Below are 21329 nucleotides of genomic sequence, written 5' to 3' on the forward strand. Positions count from 1 at the left end.
ACCCGTTCCCGACAACGGCTTGGCCTTTGTCGGGTTTGCTACCAAGTTCCCTTCCCTACAAACCCCGCTGTTACAGGCTTCGCATGGCTGGCGCGATTATTGCGAATGGTATGGCATCCCTACTGACAGGAGTCACACCCCATGAGCACTGCATTCGACGACATCTTTTCCGGCCTGCGCGATGGTAGCGTCATACCTTACCTCGGGCCCGGCGCGCTGAACGGCGTGACCGACCCGACCGGCAAAGCGATCCCCGCCGACAGCGACAGCCTGATCCTGGCGATGAACAACGGCCAGCCGATGGCACCGAAGCTGATGTACGAATTCCCGCGCGCGGCGATGAACATCGAATTGAAGCGCGGCCGCAAGGCAGTGAACAACTTCCTCGACGCGACCTATAAAGACACAAAGTGGAGCACCTCGCCCCTGCATGCCTGGCTGGGAGAGCAGAAGCTGCCCTACATGATCGATGCCAATCGTGACACGCAGATGCAACTGCAATATGCGGGCACACCGCACACGCTGGTGGTGGGCATCGCGCGCATGTCTGGCACGGCATTCCGCTTCCGCCTGTTCCATTACGACGGCACCAGCTACACCTCCGTCGAACAGGAAGCGGTCGACAGCAGCCTGCCCATCCTGTTCAAACCGCTGGGCACGCCGACACCGGAATCTAACTACATCGCGTCCGATGCCGATTTCGTCGACTACATCACCGAACTGATGGGCGGCTTCGCCATCCCCTCCTTCGTCAAACGTTCGCGCCAGAACAAACGCTACGTGACACTGGGCCTGCGCCTGAACCGCGACACTGACCGCATGGTGTTCTCCGACATCATCTTCGGCGCGGACAAGCCAGCCGGCTGGGCACTGATCCCGCATCCGACCGACAAGGAGAAACGCTACCTCGACCGTCTCAACATCGAGATCGTGAACGCCGATGTGGCCGACTTCCTCAGTGCGGCACAGGGCGTGAACACCACACTGGAAGCTGCATGACCCATCCGGCCGTATGGGACGACACGCGCCATACGATAGGGATGGCGGAGTTCGACGACACGCACCGCGAATTCATCGCGCAGGTGGCCGCGCTCAATGCGGCCAGCCCGGCCGAGTTCCCCGCACTGTTCCAGACGCTGGTCGCACATACGCGTGAACATTTCATCGCAGAGGGTAAACTGATGCGCGAATCGAAATATCGCGGCCTGCCTGAACACGAAGGCGAGCATCACCGCGTGCTGGGCGAGATGCAACAGCTCAACCGCAGCCTCAAGCGCGGTCACCTGCCGCTGGTGCGTGCCTATGTGAAGGAAGGCCTGATGGACTGGTTCGACACGCACGTCGCGATGATGGATGCGGCATTGGCGATGCACCTGAAGAAACAGAAGGAGACGGTATGAGCATGTACAACATGGGCGACATGGTGTTCGCCGCATACGACCTTTTCAACGAGCCGATGGAAGAGACCGGCGAGAGCGGCATCCCCGATGTGGCGGTGGGCGCGCTGCTGGCTGCGGCCGGTACGCGCGGCGTGGTGGTCAACGTCGGGCACGCCAAGGAACTGCCGGACGAAGAGATCTATCTGGTGCGCTTCGAGATCGACGCCGAGGGCACGCTGGGCGAACCCATCGGTTGTCTGACGGACGAATTGAGCGGACTGAACTGAGGATGTCCGACCCGCGCGCTGCGACCGTGATGGCATATCACGCGCGCAGCAAACACGCACTGGATCGCTACGCCGCCGGACCCGGCACGCTGGACTGGGAGGCACAACCCGCAGCGTTCCGCGATTGGACAGGCTGCGCGCAGACTGTGTTGTCGCGCGAGGTGTTGGCGGGCGACATCGCATGGGGTGAACTTGCTGCGAAGCGTGAACCTTTGCCGTTCGATGCGCACAGCCTCGGTTCATTCTTGCGCCTGTCGCTCGGCCTCACCGCGTGGAAGGAATACGGCAGTGCGCGCTGGTCGCTGCGTGCGCACCCCTCGTCCGGCAATCTGCATCCCACCGAAAGCTGGCTCATCACTTCGCAAGTCTCAGACATCGCCGACGGCCTGCACCACTACCAGAACCTGCATCACGCACTCGAACATCGTGCCTGGAACGACGGGACCACAACGCCCGGTGTGTGGCTGGGTTTCAGCTCCATCCACTGGCGCGAAGCATGGAAATACGGCGAGCGCGCGTTCCGCTATTGCCAGCTCGACATGGGGCATGTGCTGGCGGCGGTGAGTTACGCGGCGGCCTTGCATGGCTGGCAGCCGCGCTTGTTGAGTCTGGATGCTGTTTCGACTGCACATGCGCTCGGCGTTGATCGCGCCGAGGATTTTGCAAACGTGGAAGCGGAAGAAGCCGAAGTGATCGTGGCGCTGCATGCGAATGCCAACGCGCCCGCCACGACATGGCAGCACTACGCGGGCGCCCCCAGCCTGCTCGATCCGCGCCCGCTGTACCAATGGCCGGCGATCGATGAAGTGAGTGTCGCTACGCGCGGTACACCGCCGATTTCAGCACACTCTGCGCAACCCGTTCACACACACGCCGATGCATCCGACATCCGCGCCGCGCAAGTCATCCTCAAACGGCGCAGCGCGCAGGCGTTCGATGGCGAGTCGGTGATGCCGCACGCGCTGTTCAAACATATGCTGAACGCACTGATGGCTGGTGGTTCGCCAGTGTGGGATCTGTGGCCGCATGCACCGCGCGTGCATCCTGTGCTGCTGGTGCATCGCGTTGAAGGTGTTGCACCCGGCGTGTATGTATTGCCGCGTGCCGATTCCGCAGTCGCTTCCTTGCGCGCCGCGATGCGCGACAGCTTCACCTGGCAACGTGCCGACGACGAGCTTCCGCTTTACCAGCTCATCGCCGCACGCGCAGGCAAGACCGCGCGCACTTTGTCGTGTCATCAGGACATCGCCACACATTGCGCCGTCACTTTCATGATGGTGGCCGAGTTCGCCGCACCGATAGCAGCCGATCCAGCCGCCTACCGTCATCTGCACTGGGAAGCGGGCATGCTCGGCCACATCATCACGCTGGAAGCCGAAGCCGCCGGTTGGCGCGGTACCGGCATCGGTTGTTTCTTCGACGATGCCGCCCATGAAGTGCTGGGCCTAAAAGACACACAGTTCCAGGTGATATATCACTACGCCGTCGGCATGGCGCTGGAGGATGCACGCATCTCCACCCTGCCCGCCTACGAATGAACCATAGCCACATGCCAATGCAGAGTTTGTCTGTCAAATTGAACTCTTTCCCCGTAATGTAATCAGAGCGACCTGCGCGCGGAAAGACACTCCGCACTACGGCAACCCATCCCGGAAAGGAACACGCATGAACGACAATCAACTCCGCTGCTGGCTGGCCCAGGCCAGATTCCATGTCAGCGACCCGGTGGAGACCGACATCAACCGCCCACTGGCGAACAGCACCACGCCCTTGATGTATGCCGCGCAGACCGGCGATCTGGATGTGGTCAGATCGCTGCTCAAGCGCGGTGCCGACCCGGCCCTGCTGAACGCCGACCGTAACGGCGCATTGTGGTTCGCCTGCTATTCCAACAACGCGGCATGCGTTGCCGAGCTCATCAAGGCCGGCGCGCCGCTGGACACGCAGAACGTGAACGGCGCGACCGCGCTGATCTACTGCGCCTCGGCAGGTAAATCCCCTTTGGTGAAACTGTTGTTGGAAGCGGGTGCGAACACCGAACTGCAGACGCACGACGATTTCACCGCGCTGGAGCTGGCTGCAGACTTGAACTGTTTGCGCCTGCTCAAGGATGCGCGGAATACCGCCTGTGTCTGATCCGCGCTACGCGGTGAGCAGCGTCCATCACCGCGTGCTGGGACGGCAGATCCGCCTGCGTTTCGCCGACGACATAGAACTGCGCTTCACCCCTGCCGAAGCCTCCAGCCTGTCGCTCGCGCTGGTCGCCGTCAGTCGCGGCATCAGCCCGGAACGCGAGATATACATGAGCCCCATCGCCAGCGACGATGCCTTCGTTGGCACGATGCAGGCGTCCGGCATGCATGTCGCCCTGCGCGCGGGCGATCTGGTCATGGATTGGAACGGTGTTGAAAGTCTTGCGGCGGCGCTGGCCGCTGCGATCGGCTGAGTATCTAATCAGCCGCCTTCGGCCGATAGTCCGGGAACGCGAGCCGCTTCGCGCGCAGTTCCAAAAGCTGCTTCTCGCCTTCGCGCTGCACACTCAGCACGACGTCCGAACCGACCTCGCCGCGCAGCCTGAACCAGATACCTGGAGCAGCTATCTCCTGCACCGCGACACCGTCTATCGCCACGACCTGATCGCCCTCTTTCAGACCTGCGGCAGCGGCGGTGCTGTTCTCTTCGACCGAATACACTTGCAGTGATGGCACGCGGTCGAAGCTGCCACTCACGAACGAAAGCCCGGTGATGGATGCGACGGGCAACGGCCCTTTCAGCACCAGTTCGACCTTGCGTTTCTCCGCCACCGATACGTCACTGCAAAAGTCATCGGTCAGCAACGACATCTGCGTCGAGGCGCGATACTTGTTGCGCGTGTAGCGCAGAACGATGGTGCCATTGTCCGCACTGATCTCGCCCGCCACCTCGCCCGTCTCTTCGGGGACTTTGCACTTGTCCGCCTTGATCGCGCTGTGCCACCAGGTACCTGAAAGATTCGAACCGACGCGTTCCAGCCGGAACGCGACCTGTTCGTTGCCCCCGACCGGAACCGCCCCGACCAGCGTATAGGTCGACAGCACTTCATTCTCGGTCACAGGGTGATGATCGGTCGCCAGCGTGAGGCGGTTACCCTTCACGTCCAGGCGATAGGGTGTGTTGTCGGGTGCCAGCCAAGTGCCGACCATGGAGGTGACCTTGGCCACCTGCTCCTGCCGGAACTCCAGCTTGATTATCTCGTCCTCCACCTTCATCGCGTCTTCCGCGTTCGGCACCAGTTCCAGATAGCGGCGGTAACTCTTGATCGCCTCCTCGTACTTGCCCAGCTTGGACTGCACCGACCCCAGATTGAACCAGGCCGACGACAGTACCGGATCGAGTTCCGTCGCACGGCCGAACTCGTTCGCGGCCAGCTCCAGTTCTGAATTGCTCTTCGCCATCTCGATGGCCGCCACCCCGCGCACCATGTGCTTGCGCGCGTCCGCCGCCGTCTCTTCCGCTGCGGCGACATTTACGGATAACAGCGCCGCCACCGACATCATGTACAAGAACGTTCTCATCTTCATCTCCGATCATTGATTCAATGTTGTGGCTCCGCCTGTTGCCGGGCGATGGATTCCTGTTTCTCCAGCGCGGTCAGTTCGGTCGCCGTCTTCTCCCGGTCCGCCTTGGCTTTGGCCAGCGCTGCCTTGGCGCGACGCAGCGCGTCGCTCTCGCCTGCCGGCTTGTCGCGCTTGTTCGCCTCTTCGCGTTCGACTTCGCGTGTAGCCTGCGCGACCGCGCCCTCCTGTTTCGACAGCAGAGCGCGTGTAGCGGTGATCTGCCGCATGAGTGCCTGCAGCATCGTGGCGAGCTGCTCCGCACTTGCCGGGGCGGCCTCATCCACCGCCGTCGGCGCAGGCACTTCGGGCACGGCCGGCGTCACCGGGCTGCAATCCTTGGCACGATTCTCCCAACTGCCGCGCGTCTCTTCCGGCCGCAACACGGCATTGTTGTGCACGCAATCCAGTTGCGACCTTGCCGTTCCGCCGGCGGATGGGATGGGTTTGAGCATGATGGTGCGCTCCGGCGTCAACGATCCCGCGTCCTTCAGACTATCCAACAGTTGCTGGCGATCCGTCGCGGCTTGCTGCCGTTCCTGCTCGGCCTGTCTCTGCTTGGCGGCTTGCTGCTTTTTTTGCAACTCGGCGGCAGCCTTGTCTTCTACCGGTTTGGCTTTGCTCTTCTCCTGTCCGGTGCGCGGATACTGGCCCGGCTTAAAATAGCAACCGCCGCTATAGTCGCCGGCCGGCCGGCTCATGCGGTAGGAATCGCATTCCCTCTCGCTGTTCCAGCAATGGCCGGACGAACCCGAGTGTTGCCGCACCACGGCCGACCAATCCAGACAATATTCCGCCTGTGCCAGCATGCTCCAGACCAGCATGCCGGCCGCAGTACCGATTCGAAATACACCTCCGCTCATTGTCTACTCCCCGCTGGTGCCAACGGTTCGGACGGCAGGAATCCTTGACCTTTGAGATAGCGGCGCTGCGTGCCCGCCGCGATCTCGACCGCCTGCTCGCCCGCCAGCGCCGTGACAGAGACGACGCCTTCACTCACCCCGACCCAAGTCGATTCGGCGCTCGCCGCCACCTCGAAGCGCGTGCCGCGCACCGCGATCGCCACGCTGGGCGTGCGCACCTGGAACTTCTTGCCGAGTTTCGCCTTTACGCCCTTGAGGAAACGACCGTAGCCGTATTCCAGTTCGCCCACGAAACCGGACACCCCGTCGTCCTCAACCACAGTGAAGGCGGTGTTCTCGTTCAACTGGATCTCGCCACTACCATCCGCCACGAACAGGCGTGCCTTGCTGCCTGCCGCCGTCTCGATACGCTCACCGGCCTGTGCCGAACCCAGCACTGTCGAACGATAGGAACCGTCCGCCTGGCGCACGCGCACCTCGCCTTCCACAGGCACCACCAGCGCACCCACCGGGCGGTTCGACCCGGTCCAGAAAGCCATCTCCTGCACGGTGCGCTCGCGTTGCGCCAGCAAGGCCTGTGCGCGTTTCAGCAGGTTCCGCGCATCGGACATGCCTAACCTTGCTTCGGCCACCGCCGCTTCGGAAATGTCGATCGCCTCCCTGTCGTTCGCCAGCGTCGAGTCACGCAGCACCGCCTGCGCCACGCGCAGATCGGATTCCGCGACGGACAGGCGATCCTGCGCTTTCTGCACCGTAGCGGCCGCCTGTCCGCGCAGTTCGAGCGCGAAATCGTGCGCTTTTTGCGCCGTGCTCTCGGCAGCGGCGAAGGGGACATAAAAGGATAGACACAACAGGAGCGGCAGCCAGACAAGCCGTGATCTCGATGTGGTCGTGGGCAAGGTCAGCATGATGAGGACAGGGCCGGAGTTGGCTGGAAGCTACCGCGTGTAAGGTTGCAGACATCATACGTCAGCGCTTCCTCGGCTGTAAATTTTGCAGCGCGCCGCGCGCTGCAGATTTCCGTTGACGCCACCCGAACGCACTCTGCATAATCCGCCCCATGAAATCCCCACACCTCCACCACTGCAATGTACGACCACTACCCGTCGCGATGAAGCGCGCGGTATGGCGCATTGCGCGCAGTGGCCCGGGAGGTTCGCAGTAGTTTCGTAGTCCGTCGTAACGACATCCCCAAGGCCACAGACTTCCCTCTGTGGCCTTTTTGTTTTTTCACCGTTCGCCTCTTGGCTCAAGCGAACGGCCTGTTAGTTGAGCCCTGGAGAGCATCATGTCCCTACCGGCAGCATTTGTTTCTGTTGTCCTGATCTGGTCCACCACGCCGCTCGCCATCAAGTGGAGCTCGCTCGGTATCGGGTTCAGCTTTGCGGTCTTTGCGCGTATGGCGATCGGTGTCCTGCTGTGCATCGCCCTGCTGGCGCTGTTCCGCATCCGCTTCCCACTGCACCGCAAAGCGCGTATGGCCTATGTCGCGGGCGGCGTGAGCATGTTCACCGCGATGGCGCTCACCTACTGGTCTGCGCAATACGTCAGCTCGGGCATGATCGCCGTGCTGTTCGGCCTGTCACCGCTGATCACCAGCCTCGGGGCCATGCTGTGGCTGGAAGAGGAAACGCTCACCCGCAACAAGGTCGCGGGCATGCTGCTCGGCGTACTCGGCCTGGTGATGGTGTTCTACGGCGGACTCGACCTCGGCTCGAATGCGGGCTTCGGCATCGTCACACTGCTGTGCGCCGTCACCGCGCAATCGCTGGGTCTGGTGTGGATCAAACGCATCGGCGACGACAGCCCGCCGCTGGCGATGACCTGCGGCACGCTGGCCGTGTCGCTGCCGCTGTTCCTGCTGGCGTGGTTCGCGCTGGACGGCCATGTGCCGCACGACGCACCGCAACAGTCCATCGCGGCGACTTTGTACTTGGGCGTGTTCGGTTCAGTGCTTGGCTTCGCGCTGTATTACTACCTGATCAAGCACATGGACACCGCCCGCGTCGCGCTGATCACCCTCATCACGCCGGTAATGGCATTGCTGTTGGGCCACGCGCTGAACGACGAAGCCATCCTGCCGCAGGTATGGCTGGGCACGGCCAGCATCGTGCTCGGACTGGGGTTGCATCAGTGGGGTGGGCGCTGGATGAGAACAGCATAAAAGCCGCAAGAAGATTGTGACTACTGGCACTCAGGGGCGACTCATTCGGTGAGTCGCCCCTTCTTATTGTTATAGACTCGCGCGTCATTTTTTCAGCAAGAGTCTTATGCAGCGCCTCCTCTACGCACTTGTCTTCGCCTCCTCATTCGCTTTCTCGTCTCAAGCATCTGCCGACCAAAACGATTTTGAACAATGCCGCCAGATATTCGCCGAACAGAATCCGCCCGTCGTCCTTCAACCGCAAGCCAAGGAGACGCGCGCGCTGTGCTTCACTGCATTCGCCGTGTTGCATTCCGGCCAAAGTCACACGCCGCTCTACGTCGCCGAGAGACTGAACCGCAATACGTTGCAAGCTGCACATCAGAAACGTAAGGATAAGTTCTTCGCCGATGCACGCCTGCCCCGCGCGGAACGCGCCGAACTGGACGACTACAAAGGTTCCGGTTACGACCGCGGCCATATGGCGCCCGCCGCAGACATGGCCACACCGGAATCCATGGCACAGAGCTTCTCGCTCGCCAACATGGTGCCGCAGGCACCGGTCAACAATCGCAAAGCGTGGGCAAAGATCGAGAAGGCGACACGCAAATACGTGTTGCGTGCGCAGGGGGATGTGTACGTGATCACCGGTCCGGTGTTCGACACCGTTCCATCCACCATCGGCAGCAACCGCGTCTGGGTGCCGAAACATCTGTTCAAGCTGGTTTACGACCCGTCAACGAACAAGGCCTGGGCACACTGGATCGACAATCAGGATGTTGCGAAAGCAGGCGCGCCAATCAGCTACACTGAGTTGGTGAAGCGCACAGGCATCAGTTTCTTGCCGAACTACCGGGGCAGTTGAGCCGGCGATATCCTTCCTCCAGAAATCACAACAACTTCAGGAATAGATCATGAGAACTTTGATACGAATGTTTTTCCGCACACTGCGTTTGGTGTTGATGCCGTTCATGCTGCTATGGGCGAAGCTGGCGATGCCGAAAGGCGTGGTGCGCAGTGCAGATGCCCAACAGCAGGTCGAGCGCGAATGCGCAAAGATGGCGCTGTACCACTTCAAGACCTGCCCGTTCTGCATCAAGGTGAGGCACGAGATGGGCCGCTTGTCGTTGCCCATTGCACTGCGCGATGCGCAACATGACGCGGAGCACAAGGAGGCTTTACTGCAAGGCGGCGGCAAGGTGCAGACGCCCTGCTTGCGCATCACTGGCGACGATGGTCAGGTTCAGTGGTTATACGAGTCAGGCGACATCATCCGATATCTTCAGCAGCGCTTTGCCTGATTTTCGATACCGGTGGAAGCAGTGAACCGCATTAACGAGTGCGTCACTGCTTGGCGGGAACCATGCGGACCGTATTGCGCCCGGCGTGTTTCGCCTGATACATGGCTTCATCGGCACGTTTCAATACCTCATCGATGTTCTGATCGGCGGCACACAGGCAGGTGACGCCGATCGAGACGGTAAAGTGCAACCTTTCCCCGTGCTCCACTACCACTTCACTTTCCGCCAGCGCGACCCGCAACCTTTCTGCCGCCTCCAAACCTTGTTCTGAATTTGTTTCCGGCATCAGGATCACGAATTCCTCGCCGCCGACGCGGGCGATGATGTCGATCTCTCGCAATGTCCTCTGACAGGTCCGACTGAACGACTGCAACACCTCATCGCCGGCATGATGACCATGCGTATCGTTGATCAGTTTAAAGTTATCCAGATCCAGCATCAGCACGGCCATCGGCGCAGAATAACGTCTGGAGCGTGACAGTTCGGATTCTGCCAATTCGTAGAAATGGCGGCGATTGCTCAGTCCGGTCAAGGCGTCAGTCTGTGCACGTCGCTCCAGTTCAAGCTCTAACTGTTTGCGCTGCGTGATGTCATGGAAGGCAACCACGATACTGTTTATCTCACCTTCCCTCGCGATCACAGACGCGCTCACCGATACAGGCAGGATGGCGCCATCCTTGCATCTGAATGTCTCTTCTTCACCGCGATAGGTCGCCCCTGTCTGCCTTACTGCCAGCATCCGGCACTCGGCCCTGGGCTCCGGTGTGCCATCCGGGCTGACATGTAACATCTCGTGCATATCCCCGCCCAACAGTTCGTCCATGCTGTAACCCAGCAAAGCAAGGGCCTCCGGATTGGCAAAGGTGATCCGTCCGTCCCGATCCATCACCAGCAAGCCGTCACTCATCGTGTTGGTGATCTCGCTCAGCCTGCGCTCCCTCGCCTGTAACTCTCGATTCACCTTCTCCCTGGCCAATGTCACATACGCGATGATCGCTATGCCGATAGCCAACAGGAGATATGCGACGAACAGCACCAGAACCCCGATCGGCTTCCGGTAGAGCGCGCGCTCTTGCAGGGTGTGCTTCGAAACAAAGGAGATGACCTTCCAGTAATATTCGGACGCTGCGATCTCATGGCTACTGGGCGCATGCGGCATGACTGACCCGCGGGATGAATGCAACTCTGCCTGCAGCGGATAGACCGTGTCATACACGAACAGTCCCTCTTCGGTCTCCACTTCGCCTTTGTCTTTCGATGCGATCTCCCGCCACGCCTGCGGATGTCTGTGCCCGAATGTCTTGTCCGCTCTGCCGAACATGAACCCCCATTCATCCTCCGCATCGGGAGCACTCAGCCAGTAGCCATCGCTGTTGAGCAGCATCGCGCCGTGCAGGTCTCCGTCGCTCATGATGCCCAGGAAATGCTCGATAGCATCTTGCCCGAAGTAATTGAGCATCAAAACGCCGCGCTTGCGTCCTTCTCTGTCGAATACGGGCGTGCCGAAGCGGATCATCGGCTTGAATGGCTGCTCGATCTCACCATGCTCGATGTTCAGATCAAGCGGCGAGACATACACCTCGCCCCGCCCAAGTTTGATCGTGTCGCGAAAGAAATATCGGGTAGATTTGTCCTGCAATGCGGCTTGAGGAACGATGACGGGACGACCGGCATTGAAGTTGATGCGTACAACTTCCCTGCCCTTGATGTCGATATAGCGCAACTGGTCGTAGCGCCGCGCCTCCTTGGCGATCACCAGCATTTGGTGCGACAGGTCATCGCGCGGCACGCGGGCACCGCCATCAAGGTAGTGGAGCAAGTCTGGCGTCTCTGCAAGGACACGCAGATCGGTGATCACCTCCCGGAAATCCTGAGCGATCTGGGCATGGGCATTTTCGACCCGCGCCGCTTCGTGCACTTTGGTGATCTTCAGATTCAGGGCGCTGTCGGCATCGATGTACGCCGCCACAGCAACCGCAAGGAGCAATGCGGCAGGCAAAAAATACAGCGCGAATCGCATCATCAGTTCGCGAGCATCCCTCCCGTTCCAAGCCAAATTTGACCGCATTTAATTTTTTTTAATTCGATTGTTTGCGCAACAGTGACGTTACTCAGGTATCGCACCTGCACCTTATACAGAGGGCGTGTATTTGTCCATGTCTGAAGTGTCAAATTCCCGAGCACAGACCAAGGTTATACGCCAGTCAGATCTTAGCCGTTCATGATGTGTTCGCTGGTGATCCAGGTATCTTCGCGACTCCCCACTTCGTTCCTGCTGTGAGTGGAGCTCAGGACTCCCAGGGGAAATGCGGCAAACCTTCCAGCGCCTGCACCAGCCCCTGATTCCACACTTCCGAGAGTTGCTTGGCGAAGGGGTCGTTCTCGGTGAGCGTCATGCGCTGGCCGAAATCGAGCGCGCCTTTGCGGTAGATGAGCAGGTCGATGGGCGGGCCGACGGTGAGGTTGCTGCGCGTGGTGGAGTTCATCGACACCAGTGCACAACGCGCGGCGTGTTCCAGCGGCGTGTTGCGTTTGATGATGCGGTCGAGGATGGGCTTGCCGTATTTGACTTCGCCGATCTGCAGGAAGGGATGGTCGTCCGATTCGTGGATGTAGTTGCCCTGCGGGTAGATGAGCAGTGTCTCGGGTTTGCCATTGCCGACCTGACCGCCGAATATGAAGGTGGCTTCGAAATTGGTGTTAGCGGTATCGCGCTCGGCATGCTGTTTCTGCACAGCGGCGCTGATACTGGCGATGTAATCGGAGGCGGCGAGCATGTTGGGCACACTGCGCAGATTGACCGTTGCCGCTTCCTCGATGTCGCTCCACAGGCGCTTCACCACGGCCTGCGTGGTGGCCAGATTGCCCGCCGACAACAACACGAAGGTGCGCTCGCCCGGCCACACGAAGGAATGCATCTTGGTGTAGGTGGAGATGTTGTCGAATCCCGCATTGGTGCGCGAATCGGAACAGAACACCACGCCTTCGTCGGTGTTGATGGCCAGGCAATATGTCATAGGGATGCGATCATTTCTGGTTGAGTAAGGCGCCGTGCAACGGCGACACGTCTATCGGGCGCGCAACACTAACACGCGCTTTCACTGCTGGGCAAACACCATCTCGCCCTGCGCCTGTGCGGAGGGCGGGACACCGTCCTGCCAGGCATGGAAATAGTTCTGCAACAGCGCATCGTGTATCTCGCCCAACTGCTGCTGCAACAGATCGATGTATTCGTGCAGCGCCACCGCATCCAGATCGGCAGTGGGGTGCTGCGCGATCTTGAGCCGCAGCAAGGCGGTGAGCTGCTGCAACTGCTGCGACTTCGGCATCAGCCTGAAACAGGTCTCCATCTCGTTCAGACAATGCGACACGCTGCGCGGGAAGCGCATGTCCTGCAGCAGGAAGCGCACGGCATCGTTGCTGCGCACATGCATGGCGACCAGCCGCCGGTAAGTCTGGTAGGCGGACAGCGATTCGAGCGTGCTCATCCAGATGCGCTCCACCAGCGCTTCGCGCACCACGCTGTCTTCCGGGAAGCTGATGGCGGAATGCAGGTCGAGGATGCGCGTGGTCATGTCGGCGCGCTCGATGTTGCGCCCGAGCTTGATCAGCTGGTAGGCATCGTCGTGCGGCATGGTGCCGGAGAACAGACCGACGATGGCGTGACGCTGCTGGATGACCTCGTTCAACACCATGTAGCGCTCGCGCCGGTTGCGGCAGGCAGCCTGTGCATTCTGGCGCACATACAGATAAAGACTGTTGATGCGCTCCCACATCTCGGCGGGCAACACTTCGCGCAGGGTGCGGGTGTTCTCGCGGGCATATTTCACACAGGCGAAGATGGAGCTGGGGTTCGCTTCATCCTCGATTAGAAAGCGCATGATGGATTCTTCGTTCGCTTCGGGATAGGTCTTGGCGAACAGATCGTCCAGACCGGCGATCTCGGCCAGATTGGCCCAACCAAAGGTGGCACCATGCGGCAGGTCGAGCAGCACATGTGTGGTGCTATTGATCAGACGCGCGGTGTTCTCGGCACGCTCCAGATTGCGCGCCATCCAGTAAAGGTTCTCTGCAACGCGGGCGAGCATCATGCTGCGTCCTCCACGATCCAGGTGTCCTTGCTGCCGCCGCCCTGCGAGGAATTGACCACCAGCGAACCCTTGCGCATGGCCACGCGCGTGAGGCCGCCGGTGGTGGCATACAGCTGGTCGGACTGCAGCACGAAAGGCCGCAAGTCGAGGTGGCGCGGCGCGAGCTTGCCGTCCACCAGTGTCGGCGCGGTGGATATCTCCAACGTGGGCTGAGCCATGTAGTTGCGCGGATCGTTGCGTATCAGTTCGGCAAACTTGTCGCGCTCTTCCTGCGTGGCACGCGGGCCGATCAGCATGCCGTAGCCGCCGGATTCGTTGGCCGGTTTCACCACCAGCTTGTCCAGATTCGCCAGCACATAGTCGCGCTGTTCTTCGATCATGCACAGATAGCTGGGTACGTTGGCCAGGATGGGTTCTTCGTCCAGATAATATTTGATGATCTGCGGCACGAAGGCGTACACCACCTTGTCGTCCGCCACCCCCGCACCGGGCGCATTGGCGATGCCGACATTGCCCTTGCGCCAGGCGCGCATCAGCCCCGGCGTGCCCAACACCGAATCGGGATTGAACACTTCGGGATCGAGGAAGGCGTCGTCGATACGGCGATAGATCACATCCACGCGCTGCAGACCGGTGATGGTCTTCATGTAGACGATGTCGTCCGCGCCGACCACCATGTCGCTGCCTTCCACCAGATATGCGCCCATCTGCTGCGCCAGATAGCTGTGTTCGAAATAAGCGGAGTTGTAGATGCCGGGCGTGAGCACCGCTATCACCGGCTGCTCACCCTCGCGCGGCGAGAGCGAGGCCAGCATCTGATAGAGCCGCGCGGGGTAATCGTCCACCGGCAAAATATTGGTGGTGCGGAACACCTCGGGGAAGATGCGCTTCATGACCTGGCGGTTCTCCAGCATGTAGGAGACGCCGGACGGCACGCGCAGATTGTCTTCCAGCACATACACGGTGCCGTCCTTGTCGCGCACCAAGTCGGTGCCGCAGATGTGCGCCCACACGCCAAAGCGGGGCGTGATGCCCACGCACTGCGGACGGAAGTTGCCCGAACCTTCCAGCACTTCGGCCGGGAACACACCATCCTTGATGATGCGCTGTTCGTTATACAGATCGTTGATGAACAGATTGAGCGCGCGCAGGCGTTGCTTGAGTCCGGCCTGGATGGACTCCCATTCCCTGCGTCCCATCACGCGCGGGATGGGATCGAACGGCCATACGCGGTCGATGTTGCCCGCCTCGCTGTACACCGTGAAGGTGATGCCCATCGCCATGATGGTGGCATCCACCGCCTGCTGCCGCTTGGCCAACTCGCCGTCGTGCAGCGAGTTCAGATAGTCGAACAAGGGTTGTGCCGCCGCGCGCGGTTGCAGCGCGCGATCCAGCAATTCATCGTAGGCAATGTGTGTTGCGTATTCGTCTCTGGCGAGTTCCATATCTGTGCACTGTCGGTTTCCTTACAATGCATCAAGCGAATAGCGTGCCAGCCTGCTTCGCCGACTCAGGCAGACTGTCCGTATAACTCCCCCAGCTTCTCCGACACGAACTCGGCGCGCGCTTTTGAATCGTTCTGCTGCTGTTGCTGCACACACCATGCGGCGAACACTTGCGGCTCTATCTGATACTCCACTGCTTGCACGCCGGAACGCTGGAACTCTCGCCGCGCGGAGACGGCGACATCCTTCCATCTTTCGAATGTCTCTTCGAAACATTGCGGGTCGGTAGCCGTGGCCTTCACCTGTGCCCATGTCTCGGCGGTGTAACCGACCACGCCAACGATCATCGCCTGCTGGCGATGCTTCGCACGCAGGCTGCGGAACATGGCAGCGCGCTTCTTGCTCATAACGGCAATCCGAACGCGGGCGCTATCTGTTTCAGCCAGGCTTCCACGCGCGCATCGGTCAAAAGTTTCTGGTTCTCCTGATCCAGCGCGAGGCCGACGAAGTCATCGTCGACCAGTGCTTTGGATGCGATGAACGCGTATTCATCGGCCGGCCAGCTACCTGCGAAACTTGCACCGCGTGCTTTGAAGAACTCATACAGGATGCCCATCGCATCGACGAACTCCTCCGCGTATTTGTTCTGGTCGCCCAGCCCGTACAGGGCGATGGTCTTGCCGCTGAAATCAAGATGCTCAATCTGCGGCAGGAACTCTTCCCAGCCACCGCCCATACAGTCGGTGGACAGCCCCGGCAACGCCCCCGCCCCCAATGTCGAGGTGCCAAGGATGAGTTGCTGGTAACTGCCGAACAACTCCGGCGTCGCCTTGTTGACGTTCAGCGCCTCGGCCATCGTCTCATCGTCAAATCGCTTCTTGATGGCCTTGGCGATGCGCCGGGTGTTGCCGGTGCTGCTGGCGAAGAAGAGTCCTATCCTCGGCATAAGGCTTAGACCGGACCACGACCCGCGCGTGACAGCTCAACTGTGCGTGTCAGCGCTTCTTCTAACGACACCACATCACCCTTGGGTTTGTAGTCGGACAGCGCCTTGTACACGGTAGCGATCTTGGTGGTCGGAGACTGGCCTTTGAAGTCGCCCTTTTCCAGCGCGGCGAGGTCGATCAGTTCGTTCCAGATCAAACCTTCCTGCATGGAGATAGTGGCGATACTCAAACCAGCTGTCTCGATGACCAGCGGCTTGGCGATGTTCACCACGAACAGGATGATCTTCACATCGGCAGCGAAGTCCGCCTGATAGTAGGCAAGCACCTTTGGCAACAGCGCGAGGTCGTCCAGGCTACCGACGTACAGCTTGATCTTGTCGCCTTCAGCCAACACCACAGTGTTCTTGATGGTGGATACGGGTGGCTTGCGGTGCCCCGATGCGTCGCCGGCTTCGCCCAGTTCCAGCACGAGGTCGCCGCGATAGCCGGCGTAGTTGCCGTCTGTCTCCTTGAAGTTCATGTTGAACAGCAGGCCTTTGGTTTCGTAGATATCGAATAGCATGGTTATGTTTCCTGATGGTTGGTTAAAGAAAAAATGGCTTACTCATCGTCGTCTTCACTGGCGAATACTCTTCGCGGTACGGTCGCAGGATCGGCAGTGATGGCACGATAGATTTCGATTCGGTCGCCCGGCTTGAGCTTGTCATCCAGCTCGGCCATCTTTCCGAAGATGCCGACCTTGTATGCAGCCAGGTCGATGTGCGGGAATTTCTTGAGGATGCCGGACTGCTCGATGGCGAGCTGCACGGTGGCCTCCTCCGGCACTTCGATACGCAGCCAGAGTTGGTTGACGGGTTCGGAGTAAGCGATGCCGACTTGCATCTCAAGCCCCCTGACCCGCAACTGCGGCCACAGCTTCAGCACGTTCGGCACGGCGGAGGTCGAACACGCGCTTGGCAGCCAACAGGAAACCCAAGGCCATGAATCCCCCCGGCGGCAGGATCATCAGCAGGAAGCCCTTGTAGTCCGGCACGATGGTCGTCTCCAGGAATGCGAACGCAGGGCCCAGTAACAGATGCGCGTTGGCGAACAGCGTGCCGCTGCCCAGTATCTCGCGCACGCCGCCCAACGCCACCAGCGCCAGCGTGAAACCCATGCCCATCATCAAACCGTCCAGTGCCGCATCCGCTACCGTGTTCTTGGACGCGAACGATTCGGCGCGGCCGAGGATGGCGCAGTTCACCACGATCAGCGCGATGAACAATCCCAGCACTTTGTACAGCTCGTGCGCCCATGCGTTGAGACTCATGTCGACCAGCGTCACCAGCGTGGCGATCAGCACGATGTAGACCGGGATGCGCACTTCGGGGCTGATCAGGTGACGCACGCTGGAGACGATGATGTTGGACAGCAGCAGCACGGCCGTACTCGCCAGCCCCATGCCCAGTCCATTGGTGGCCGTGCTGGTCACCGCCAGCAGCGGGCACAGCGCCAGCATCTGCGCGAACACCACGTTGTTGTCCCACAGCCCTTCGCGGGTGATACGGCCGTATTTCTCGTTCATCTCACACCTCCCGCTTCGTCGAGCAAAGCTGACTTGTTCGCCTCGAAGAACTGCAAGCCGCCCTTCACCGCTTTCACCACCGCGCGCGGCGTGATGGTGGCGCCGGCGAACTGGTCGAACACGCCGCCATCCTTCTTCACCGCCCATTTATCTTCGGGCGGTTCGCCCAGCCACTTGCCGTCGAAGCCGTATATCCAGTTCGCCTTGTCCGGCTCGATCTTGTCGCCCAGGCCCGGCGTCTCGGCATGTTTGATGACGCGCACGCCGAGCACCTTGCCTTCGCGCGACACGCCCATCACGCATACGATTGCACCGGAGTAACCGTAGCCAGTGACGCGGTACACCACTGCCTCCACCTTGCCCTTGTTACGCGCGCGCCAGACCAGCACTTCGCCTTCTTCGCTGTGCAAGGTGACGGTATCTTTCAGCAACTCATTGTCGTAGCTGCCCGGCAATACCTGGGTCAGCGAAGCCTTCAGATCGGCTTCTTCCGCCGCCTTGATATCCGGCCCGGTGATCAGCGAGGCGAAAGCCAGCGCCGCACTGGTGAGCAGCGCCACGCTGCCCAGCAGCGATGCCTGATACCCAAGTTTGGCGCGCAGTTCTGCAAGTTTCATCACGCCCCCTTCTTCGCGGGTAATGCCGCGCCCTTGCGGTCTCTACCGTAGATGCGCGGCTTCACGTATTGATCGATCAGCGGCGTGGCGGCGTTCATCAGCAACACAGCGAAGGCCACGCCTTCCGGATAACCGCCCCAGGTACGGATGACCCAAGTGAGCAGACCGCAGCCGAGGCCGAAGATGAATTGCCCCAGTGCCGTGTTGGGCGAGGTGACCGGATCGGTGACGATGAAGAACGCGGCCAGCATCACGCCGCCGGACAACAGATGCACCAGCGGACCGGCGTAATGGTTGCCGTCGATGAGACTGAAGATCAGCGCGGGCACGGCCACGCCGAGCAACATGGCGACCGGTGCATGCCAGGTGATGATGCGACGCGCGATGAGGACCATGCCGCCGAGCAGCAACAGCAAGGCAGCGGTCTCTCCCAGACTGCCGGTGCGCAGACCCGCCAGCGCATCCAGCGGCACGTAGTGACCGGCGAGCGCCTGATCCAGCCCGATGCCGCGTGTGAATTCCGTCTTCACATGGCCGAGCAGAGACGCGCTGGACATGCCATCTATGGGTTGCGACAAGAAGGTGACGCGCAAGCCTTCGAGCAGATTCAGTCCGTTCGGCGAGCTGAGCGGCGACGGCGCGCCCCAAGTGGTCATCTCCAGCGGGAACGAGATCAGCAGCATGACGCGCGCGGCCATCGCCGGGTTGAACACGTTCTGACCCAGCCCGCCGAATATCTGCTTGCCGACGATGACCGCGAACAGACTGCCCAGCACCGCGATCCACCACGGCGCATACGGCGGCAACGACAGGGACAGCAACCAGGCGGTGAGGATGCCGGAGCCGTCCATGATGACCGGACGCACGGCACGCTGCTGGATGCGGATGACGAAAGCTTCGCCGAGGATGGCAGCGATGATCGCCACCGCCCACAGATTGATGGCCGGCCAGCCGTACAGCCAGAAACCGAACAGCGTGGCCGGACTGAGCGCCAGCATCACGGTGAGCATCACTTTTCCGATGGAACTCGGCGCATGCGCGTGGGGGGAATGGGCGATGGGGTTCATGCAGTCTCCTCGGCCGCTTTCGCCGCAGCTTCTTTCGTGGCGCGTTCCTTCGCTTCGCGCGCCGCTTTGCGTTTTGCCATCATCTCGGCGCGTTCGCGTTCGACGCGCGCGATGCGCTCGCTGCGCGCATCGGCCAGTTTCTTGGTGGCTTCCTGTTTCAGCTTGCTGCGCTCCTGCGCGGCGAGGTCACCCTTGGCGTAGTTGAAGTAATGCACCAGCGGGATATGTGCCGGACAGACATAGGAACAGGAGCCGCAGGCAATGCAATCCTTGAGGCCCAGATCGACCGCGCCGCTCAAGTCTGAGCCGCGGATGTGCGCTGCCATCTCCAGCGGCAACAGGCCGACCGGACATGCGCGCACACAGGTGGAACAACGGATGCACGGCGAAGCTTCGTCGTGCCCGATCTCGTCAGATGTCAGTGCGAGGATGCCGCTGCTGCCTTTCACCACCGGGATGGCGGTATTGCTGATGTGCTGGCCCATCATCGGGCCGCCCAGCACCATGCGTGTCGCCGGTCGCGCGTAGCCGCCCGCGAAATCGACCAGTTCCTGCACCGGCGTACCGACCAGCGCTTCGACATTACCGGGAGACTTGATTGCACCCCCGCTGACCGTGACCACGCGCGAGATGAGCGGTTTGCCGTAACGGATCGCCTGATGCACGGCGAATGCGGTGGCGACGTTGTGCACCAGCACGCCGATGTCTGCCGGTCGACCTCCGGCGGGGATCTCCTGCCCGGTGAGCACCTGGATGATCTGTTTCTCAGAACCCATGGGATACATGCTGGGCATGGCGACAACTTTCATCGAAGAAGCGCGCGCCGCACCGCGCATCGCTTCGATGGCTTCCGGCTTGTTGTCTTCGATGCCGACGATGACCTCTTTGGCTGCGACGGCCTGCGCGATCAGGCTGATACCTTCGACGATGGCCGTGGCGCGCTCACGCATGATGCGGTCGTCGCAGGTGAGATAGGGTTCGCACTCGCCGCCGTTGATGATCAGCGTCTGCACACCGCGACTGAGATTGAGCTTCAGCGCGGAAGGAAAGGTCGCGCCGCCCAGCCCGACGATGCCCGCCGCCGCCACGCGTGCGGAGATGTCTTCCGCTTCCAGTGCGAACGGATCGTCGCATGCTTGCAGTGCAACCCACTCATCCAGCCCGTCGCAGGCCAGCGTAAAGGTCGGCACCGGCAAGCCGGAAGGATGCGGTGCGACATGGTCGCCCAGCGCAACGATGATGCCGGATGTCGGCGCATGCACCGGGGCGGAGACGTTGCCCTGCGCGGCGGCGATGAGCTGCCCCTTCAGCACGCGTTCACCCACATTGACCACCGGTATGGCCGGCGCGCCGATGTGTTGCTGCAAGGGTACGAACAATTTCTGTGGCAACGGCAATACACGGATGCCGCGCGCCGCCGACAGGTCTTTGCGGCCCTCGGGGTGCACGCCGCCGCGCATGCCGGAGAATAGCTTATCGAACAGCTTCATGATGCGGCCGCCAGCTTCGGCTTGTGCCAGTACCACGACTGCAACGTGACCGGCACGGCTTGCAGCGACAACGCCTCGGTCGGGCACACGTCCACGCATTTGCTGCACGCGGTGCACGCTTCGCGGAACACCACGTGGATCTGCTGCGCCGCGCCCATGATGGCGTCGGTGGGGCACACCTTGAAACAGCGCGTACAGCCGATACAGATCTCTTCCTTCACTTCGGCCACCTGCGGGCCTTTGTCTTCCACGCCGGACAGATCGGCTTCCACGCCCAGCTTGTTCGCCAGCGCCTGCACCAGCGCCACACCGCCCGGCGGACACAAAGTGACCGGCGCACTGCCTTCCGCCAGCGCCTGTGCCGCACCGGTGCAACCGGGATAGCCGCACTGGCCACATTGCGAGCCGGGCAACATCTGCTCGATCTCGGCGATGATCGGATTGCCTTCCACGCGCAGATAGCGCGCGGCCAGACCGAGCAGCAGGCCGAGCACGGTGCCGAGAACAGTCAAACTAACGATGGCGGCTACAAGCATTTCACT

25 protein-coding genes are annotated in these 21329 nt (G+C 61.1%); 9 read left to right on the plus strand and 16 right to left on the minus strand.

The features are described 5' to 3' along the window. Positions 1 to 141: 141 nt before the first annotated feature. The 6 genes from ACYCZ5_RS08725 to ACYCZ5_RS08750 all read left to right on the plus strand — a co-directional run bounded on the left by ACYCZ5_RS08725 (position 142) and on the right by ACYCZ5_RS08750 (position 4112). The gene (locus ACYCZ5_RS08725) at positions 142 to 999 is read left to right on the plus strand and encodes an SIR2 family protein (RefSeq protein ID WP_461544407.1); all 858 of its coding nucleotides are present in this window, start codon (positions 142 to 144) and stop codon (positions 997 to 999) included. Next, positions 996 to 1400 carry a bacteriohemerythrin gene (locus ACYCZ5_RS08730; protein WP_461544408.1) on the plus strand — a complete coding sequence of 135 codons (405 nt, stop codon included), beginning with the start codon at positions 996 to 998 and terminating at the stop codon, positions 1398 to 1400. The genes ACYCZ5_RS08725 and ACYCZ5_RS08730 overlap by 4 nt, the downstream gene beginning before the upstream one ends. Further along, a complete protein-coding gene (locus tag ACYCZ5_RS08735; protein ID WP_461544409.1) occupies positions 1397 to 1666 on the plus strand; it encodes a nitrogen fixation protein NifZ in 270 nt (89 codons plus the stop codon). The genes ACYCZ5_RS08730 and ACYCZ5_RS08735 overlap by 4 nt, the downstream gene beginning before the upstream one ends. Positions 1667 to 1668: 2 nt before the next feature. After that, on the plus strand, positions 1669 to 3204 hold the full coding sequence (locus ACYCZ5_RS08740) for a nitroreductase family protein (protein ID WP_461544410.1): 1536 nt from the start codon (positions 1669 to 1671) through the stop codon (positions 3202 to 3204). A gap of 127 nt (positions 3205 to 3331) precedes the next feature. Beyond that, on the plus strand, positions 3332 to 3802 hold the full coding sequence (locus ACYCZ5_RS08745) for an ankyrin repeat domain-containing protein (protein WP_461544411.1): 471 nt from the start codon (positions 3332 to 3334) through the stop codon (positions 3800 to 3802). Continuing rightward, on the plus strand, positions 3795 to 4112 hold the full coding sequence (locus tag ACYCZ5_RS08750; protein ID WP_461544412.1) for a hypothetical protein: 318 nt from the start codon (positions 3795 to 3797) through the stop codon (positions 4110 to 4112). The genes ACYCZ5_RS08745 and ACYCZ5_RS08750 overlap by 8 nt, the downstream gene beginning before the upstream one ends. 4 nt (positions 4113 to 4116) lie before the next feature. On the opposite strand, the gene ACYCZ5_RS08755 is transcribed toward ACYCZ5_RS08750, so the two are convergent. Genes ACYCZ5_RS08755 through ACYCZ5_RS08765 form a run of 3 tightly spaced genes read right to left on the minus strand, consistent with a single transcriptional unit; the run spans position 4117 to position 6973 of the window. After that, a complete protein-coding gene (locus ACYCZ5_RS08755; protein WP_461544413.1) occupies positions 4117 to 5220 on the minus strand; it encodes a PDZ domain-containing protein in 1104 nt (367 codons plus the stop codon). 20 nt (positions 5221 to 5240) lie between these two features. Beyond that, positions 5241 to 6122 (minus strand): hypothetical protein, encoded by an 882-nt coding sequence (locus ACYCZ5_RS08760; RefSeq protein ID WP_461544414.1) that lies wholly within the window; start codon positions 6120 to 6122, stop codon positions 5241 to 5243. Beyond that, the gene (locus ACYCZ5_RS08765; protein WP_461544415.1) at positions 6119 to 6973 is read right to left on the minus strand and encodes a FecR domain-containing protein; all 855 of its coding nucleotides are present in this window, start codon (positions 6971 to 6973) and stop codon (positions 6119 to 6121) included. Before ACYCZ5_RS08765 ends, ACYCZ5_RS08760 begins: the two co-directional genes overlap by 4 nt. 437 nt (positions 6974 to 7410) lie before the next feature. Between ACYCZ5_RS08765 and ACYCZ5_RS08770 the strand changes: the two genes are divergently transcribed. The 3 genes from ACYCZ5_RS08770 (at position 7411) to ACYCZ5_RS08780 (ending at position 9566) form a co-directional block, all read left to right on the plus strand. Next, a complete protein-coding gene (locus ACYCZ5_RS08770) occupies positions 7411 to 8286 on the plus strand; it encodes a DMT family transporter (RefSeq protein ID WP_461544416.1) in 876 nt (291 codons plus the stop codon). 106 nt (positions 8287 to 8392) lie between these two features. Next, complete coding sequence (locus tag ACYCZ5_RS08775; protein ID WP_461544417.1) at positions 8393 to 9130, plus strand: DNA/RNA non-specific endonuclease; 738 nt, start codon at positions 8393 to 8395, stop codon at positions 9128 to 9130. A gap of 49 nt (positions 9131 to 9179) precedes the next feature. After that, positions 9180 to 9566 carry a glutaredoxin family protein gene (locus tag ACYCZ5_RS08780; RefSeq protein ID WP_461544418.1) on the plus strand — a complete coding sequence of 129 codons (387 nt, stop codon included), beginning with the start codon at positions 9180 to 9182 and terminating at the stop codon, positions 9564 to 9566. 43 nt (positions 9567 to 9609) lie between these two features. Here the strand turns inward: ACYCZ5_RS08780 and ACYCZ5_RS08785 are convergent, their stop codons facing one another. The 13 genes from ACYCZ5_RS08785 to ACYCZ5_RS08845 form a co-directional block, all read right to left on the minus strand. Then, positions 9610 to 11589 carry a sensor domain-containing diguanylate cyclase gene (locus ACYCZ5_RS08785; protein WP_461544419.1) on the minus strand — a complete coding sequence of 660 codons (1980 nt, stop codon included), beginning with the start codon at positions 11587 to 11589 and terminating at the stop codon, positions 9610 to 9612. 265 nt (positions 11590 to 11854) lie between these two features. After that, the gene (locus tag ACYCZ5_RS08790) at positions 11855 to 12583 is read right to left on the minus strand and encodes a peptidase (protein ID WP_461544420.1); all 729 of its coding nucleotides are present in this window, start codon (positions 12581 to 12583) and stop codon (positions 11855 to 11857) included. 81 nt (positions 12584 to 12664) lie between these two features. Further along, on the minus strand, positions 12665 to 13657 hold the full coding sequence (locus ACYCZ5_RS08795) for an alpha-E domain-containing protein (protein WP_461544421.1): 993 nt from the start codon (positions 13655 to 13657) through the stop codon (positions 12665 to 12667). After that, positions 13654 to 15102 (minus strand): circularly permuted type 2 ATP-grasp protein, encoded by a 1449-nt coding sequence (locus ACYCZ5_RS08800; RefSeq protein ID WP_461544422.1) that lies wholly within the window; start codon positions 15100 to 15102, stop codon positions 13654 to 13656. The genes ACYCZ5_RS08795 and ACYCZ5_RS08800 overlap by 4 nt, the downstream gene beginning before the upstream one ends. A 65-nt stretch (positions 15103 to 15167) precedes the next feature. Continuing rightward, complete coding sequence (locus ACYCZ5_RS08805) at positions 15168 to 15509, minus strand: hypothetical protein (RefSeq protein WP_461544423.1); 342 nt, start codon at positions 15507 to 15509, stop codon at positions 15168 to 15170. Beyond that, positions 15506 to 16048 (minus strand): flavodoxin, encoded by a 543-nt coding sequence (locus ACYCZ5_RS08810; protein ID WP_461544424.1) that lies wholly within the window; start codon positions 16046 to 16048, stop codon positions 15506 to 15508. Before ACYCZ5_RS08810 ends, ACYCZ5_RS08805 begins: the two co-directional genes overlap by 4 nt. Positions 16049 to 16053: 5 nt before the next feature. After that, positions 16054 to 16611: a hypothetical protein gene (locus ACYCZ5_RS08815; RefSeq protein ID WP_461544425.1), complete on the minus strand. Its 558-nt coding sequence runs from the start codon at positions 16609 to 16611 to the stop codon at positions 16054 to 16056. Between the two features lie 38 nt (positions 16612 to 16649). Then, entirely contained in the window at positions 16650 to 16931 is a 282-nt protein-coding gene (locus ACYCZ5_RS08820; protein WP_461544426.1) for an RnfH family protein, read from the minus strand. 1 nt (position 16932) lies between these two features. Continuing rightward, positions 16933 to 17613, minus strand: a complete 681-nt coding sequence (locus ACYCZ5_RS08825) for an electron transport complex subunit E (RefSeq protein ID WP_461544427.1) — start codon at positions 17611 to 17613, stop codon at positions 16933 to 16935. Beyond that, on the minus strand, positions 17610 to 18230 hold the full coding sequence (gene rsxG, locus ACYCZ5_RS08830; RefSeq protein ID WP_461544428.1) for an electron transport complex subunit RsxG: 621 nt from the start codon (positions 18228 to 18230) through the stop codon (positions 17610 to 17612). Before rsxG ends, ACYCZ5_RS08825 begins: the two co-directional genes overlap by 4 nt. Continuing rightward, positions 18230 to 19297: an RnfABCDGE type electron transport complex subunit D gene (locus ACYCZ5_RS08835; protein WP_461544429.1), complete on the minus strand. Its 1068-nt coding sequence runs from the start codon at positions 19295 to 19297 to the stop codon at positions 18230 to 18232. Before ACYCZ5_RS08835 ends, rsxG begins: the two co-directional genes overlap by 1 nt. Further along, a complete protein-coding gene (gene rsxC, locus ACYCZ5_RS08840) occupies positions 19294 to 20787 on the minus strand; it encodes an electron transport complex subunit RsxC (RefSeq protein WP_461544430.1) in 1494 nt (497 codons plus the stop codon). Before rsxC ends, ACYCZ5_RS08835 begins: the two co-directional genes overlap by 4 nt. Continuing rightward, positions 20784 to 21323: an RnfABCDGE type electron transport complex subunit B gene (locus ACYCZ5_RS08845; RefSeq protein ID WP_461544431.1), complete on the minus strand. Its 540-nt coding sequence runs from the start codon at positions 21321 to 21323 to the stop codon at positions 20784 to 20786. Before ACYCZ5_RS08845 ends, rsxC begins: the two co-directional genes overlap by 4 nt. Positions 21324 to 21329 lie beyond the last annotated feature (6 nt).

This window comes from Sideroxydans sp. (assembly GCF_054604835.1).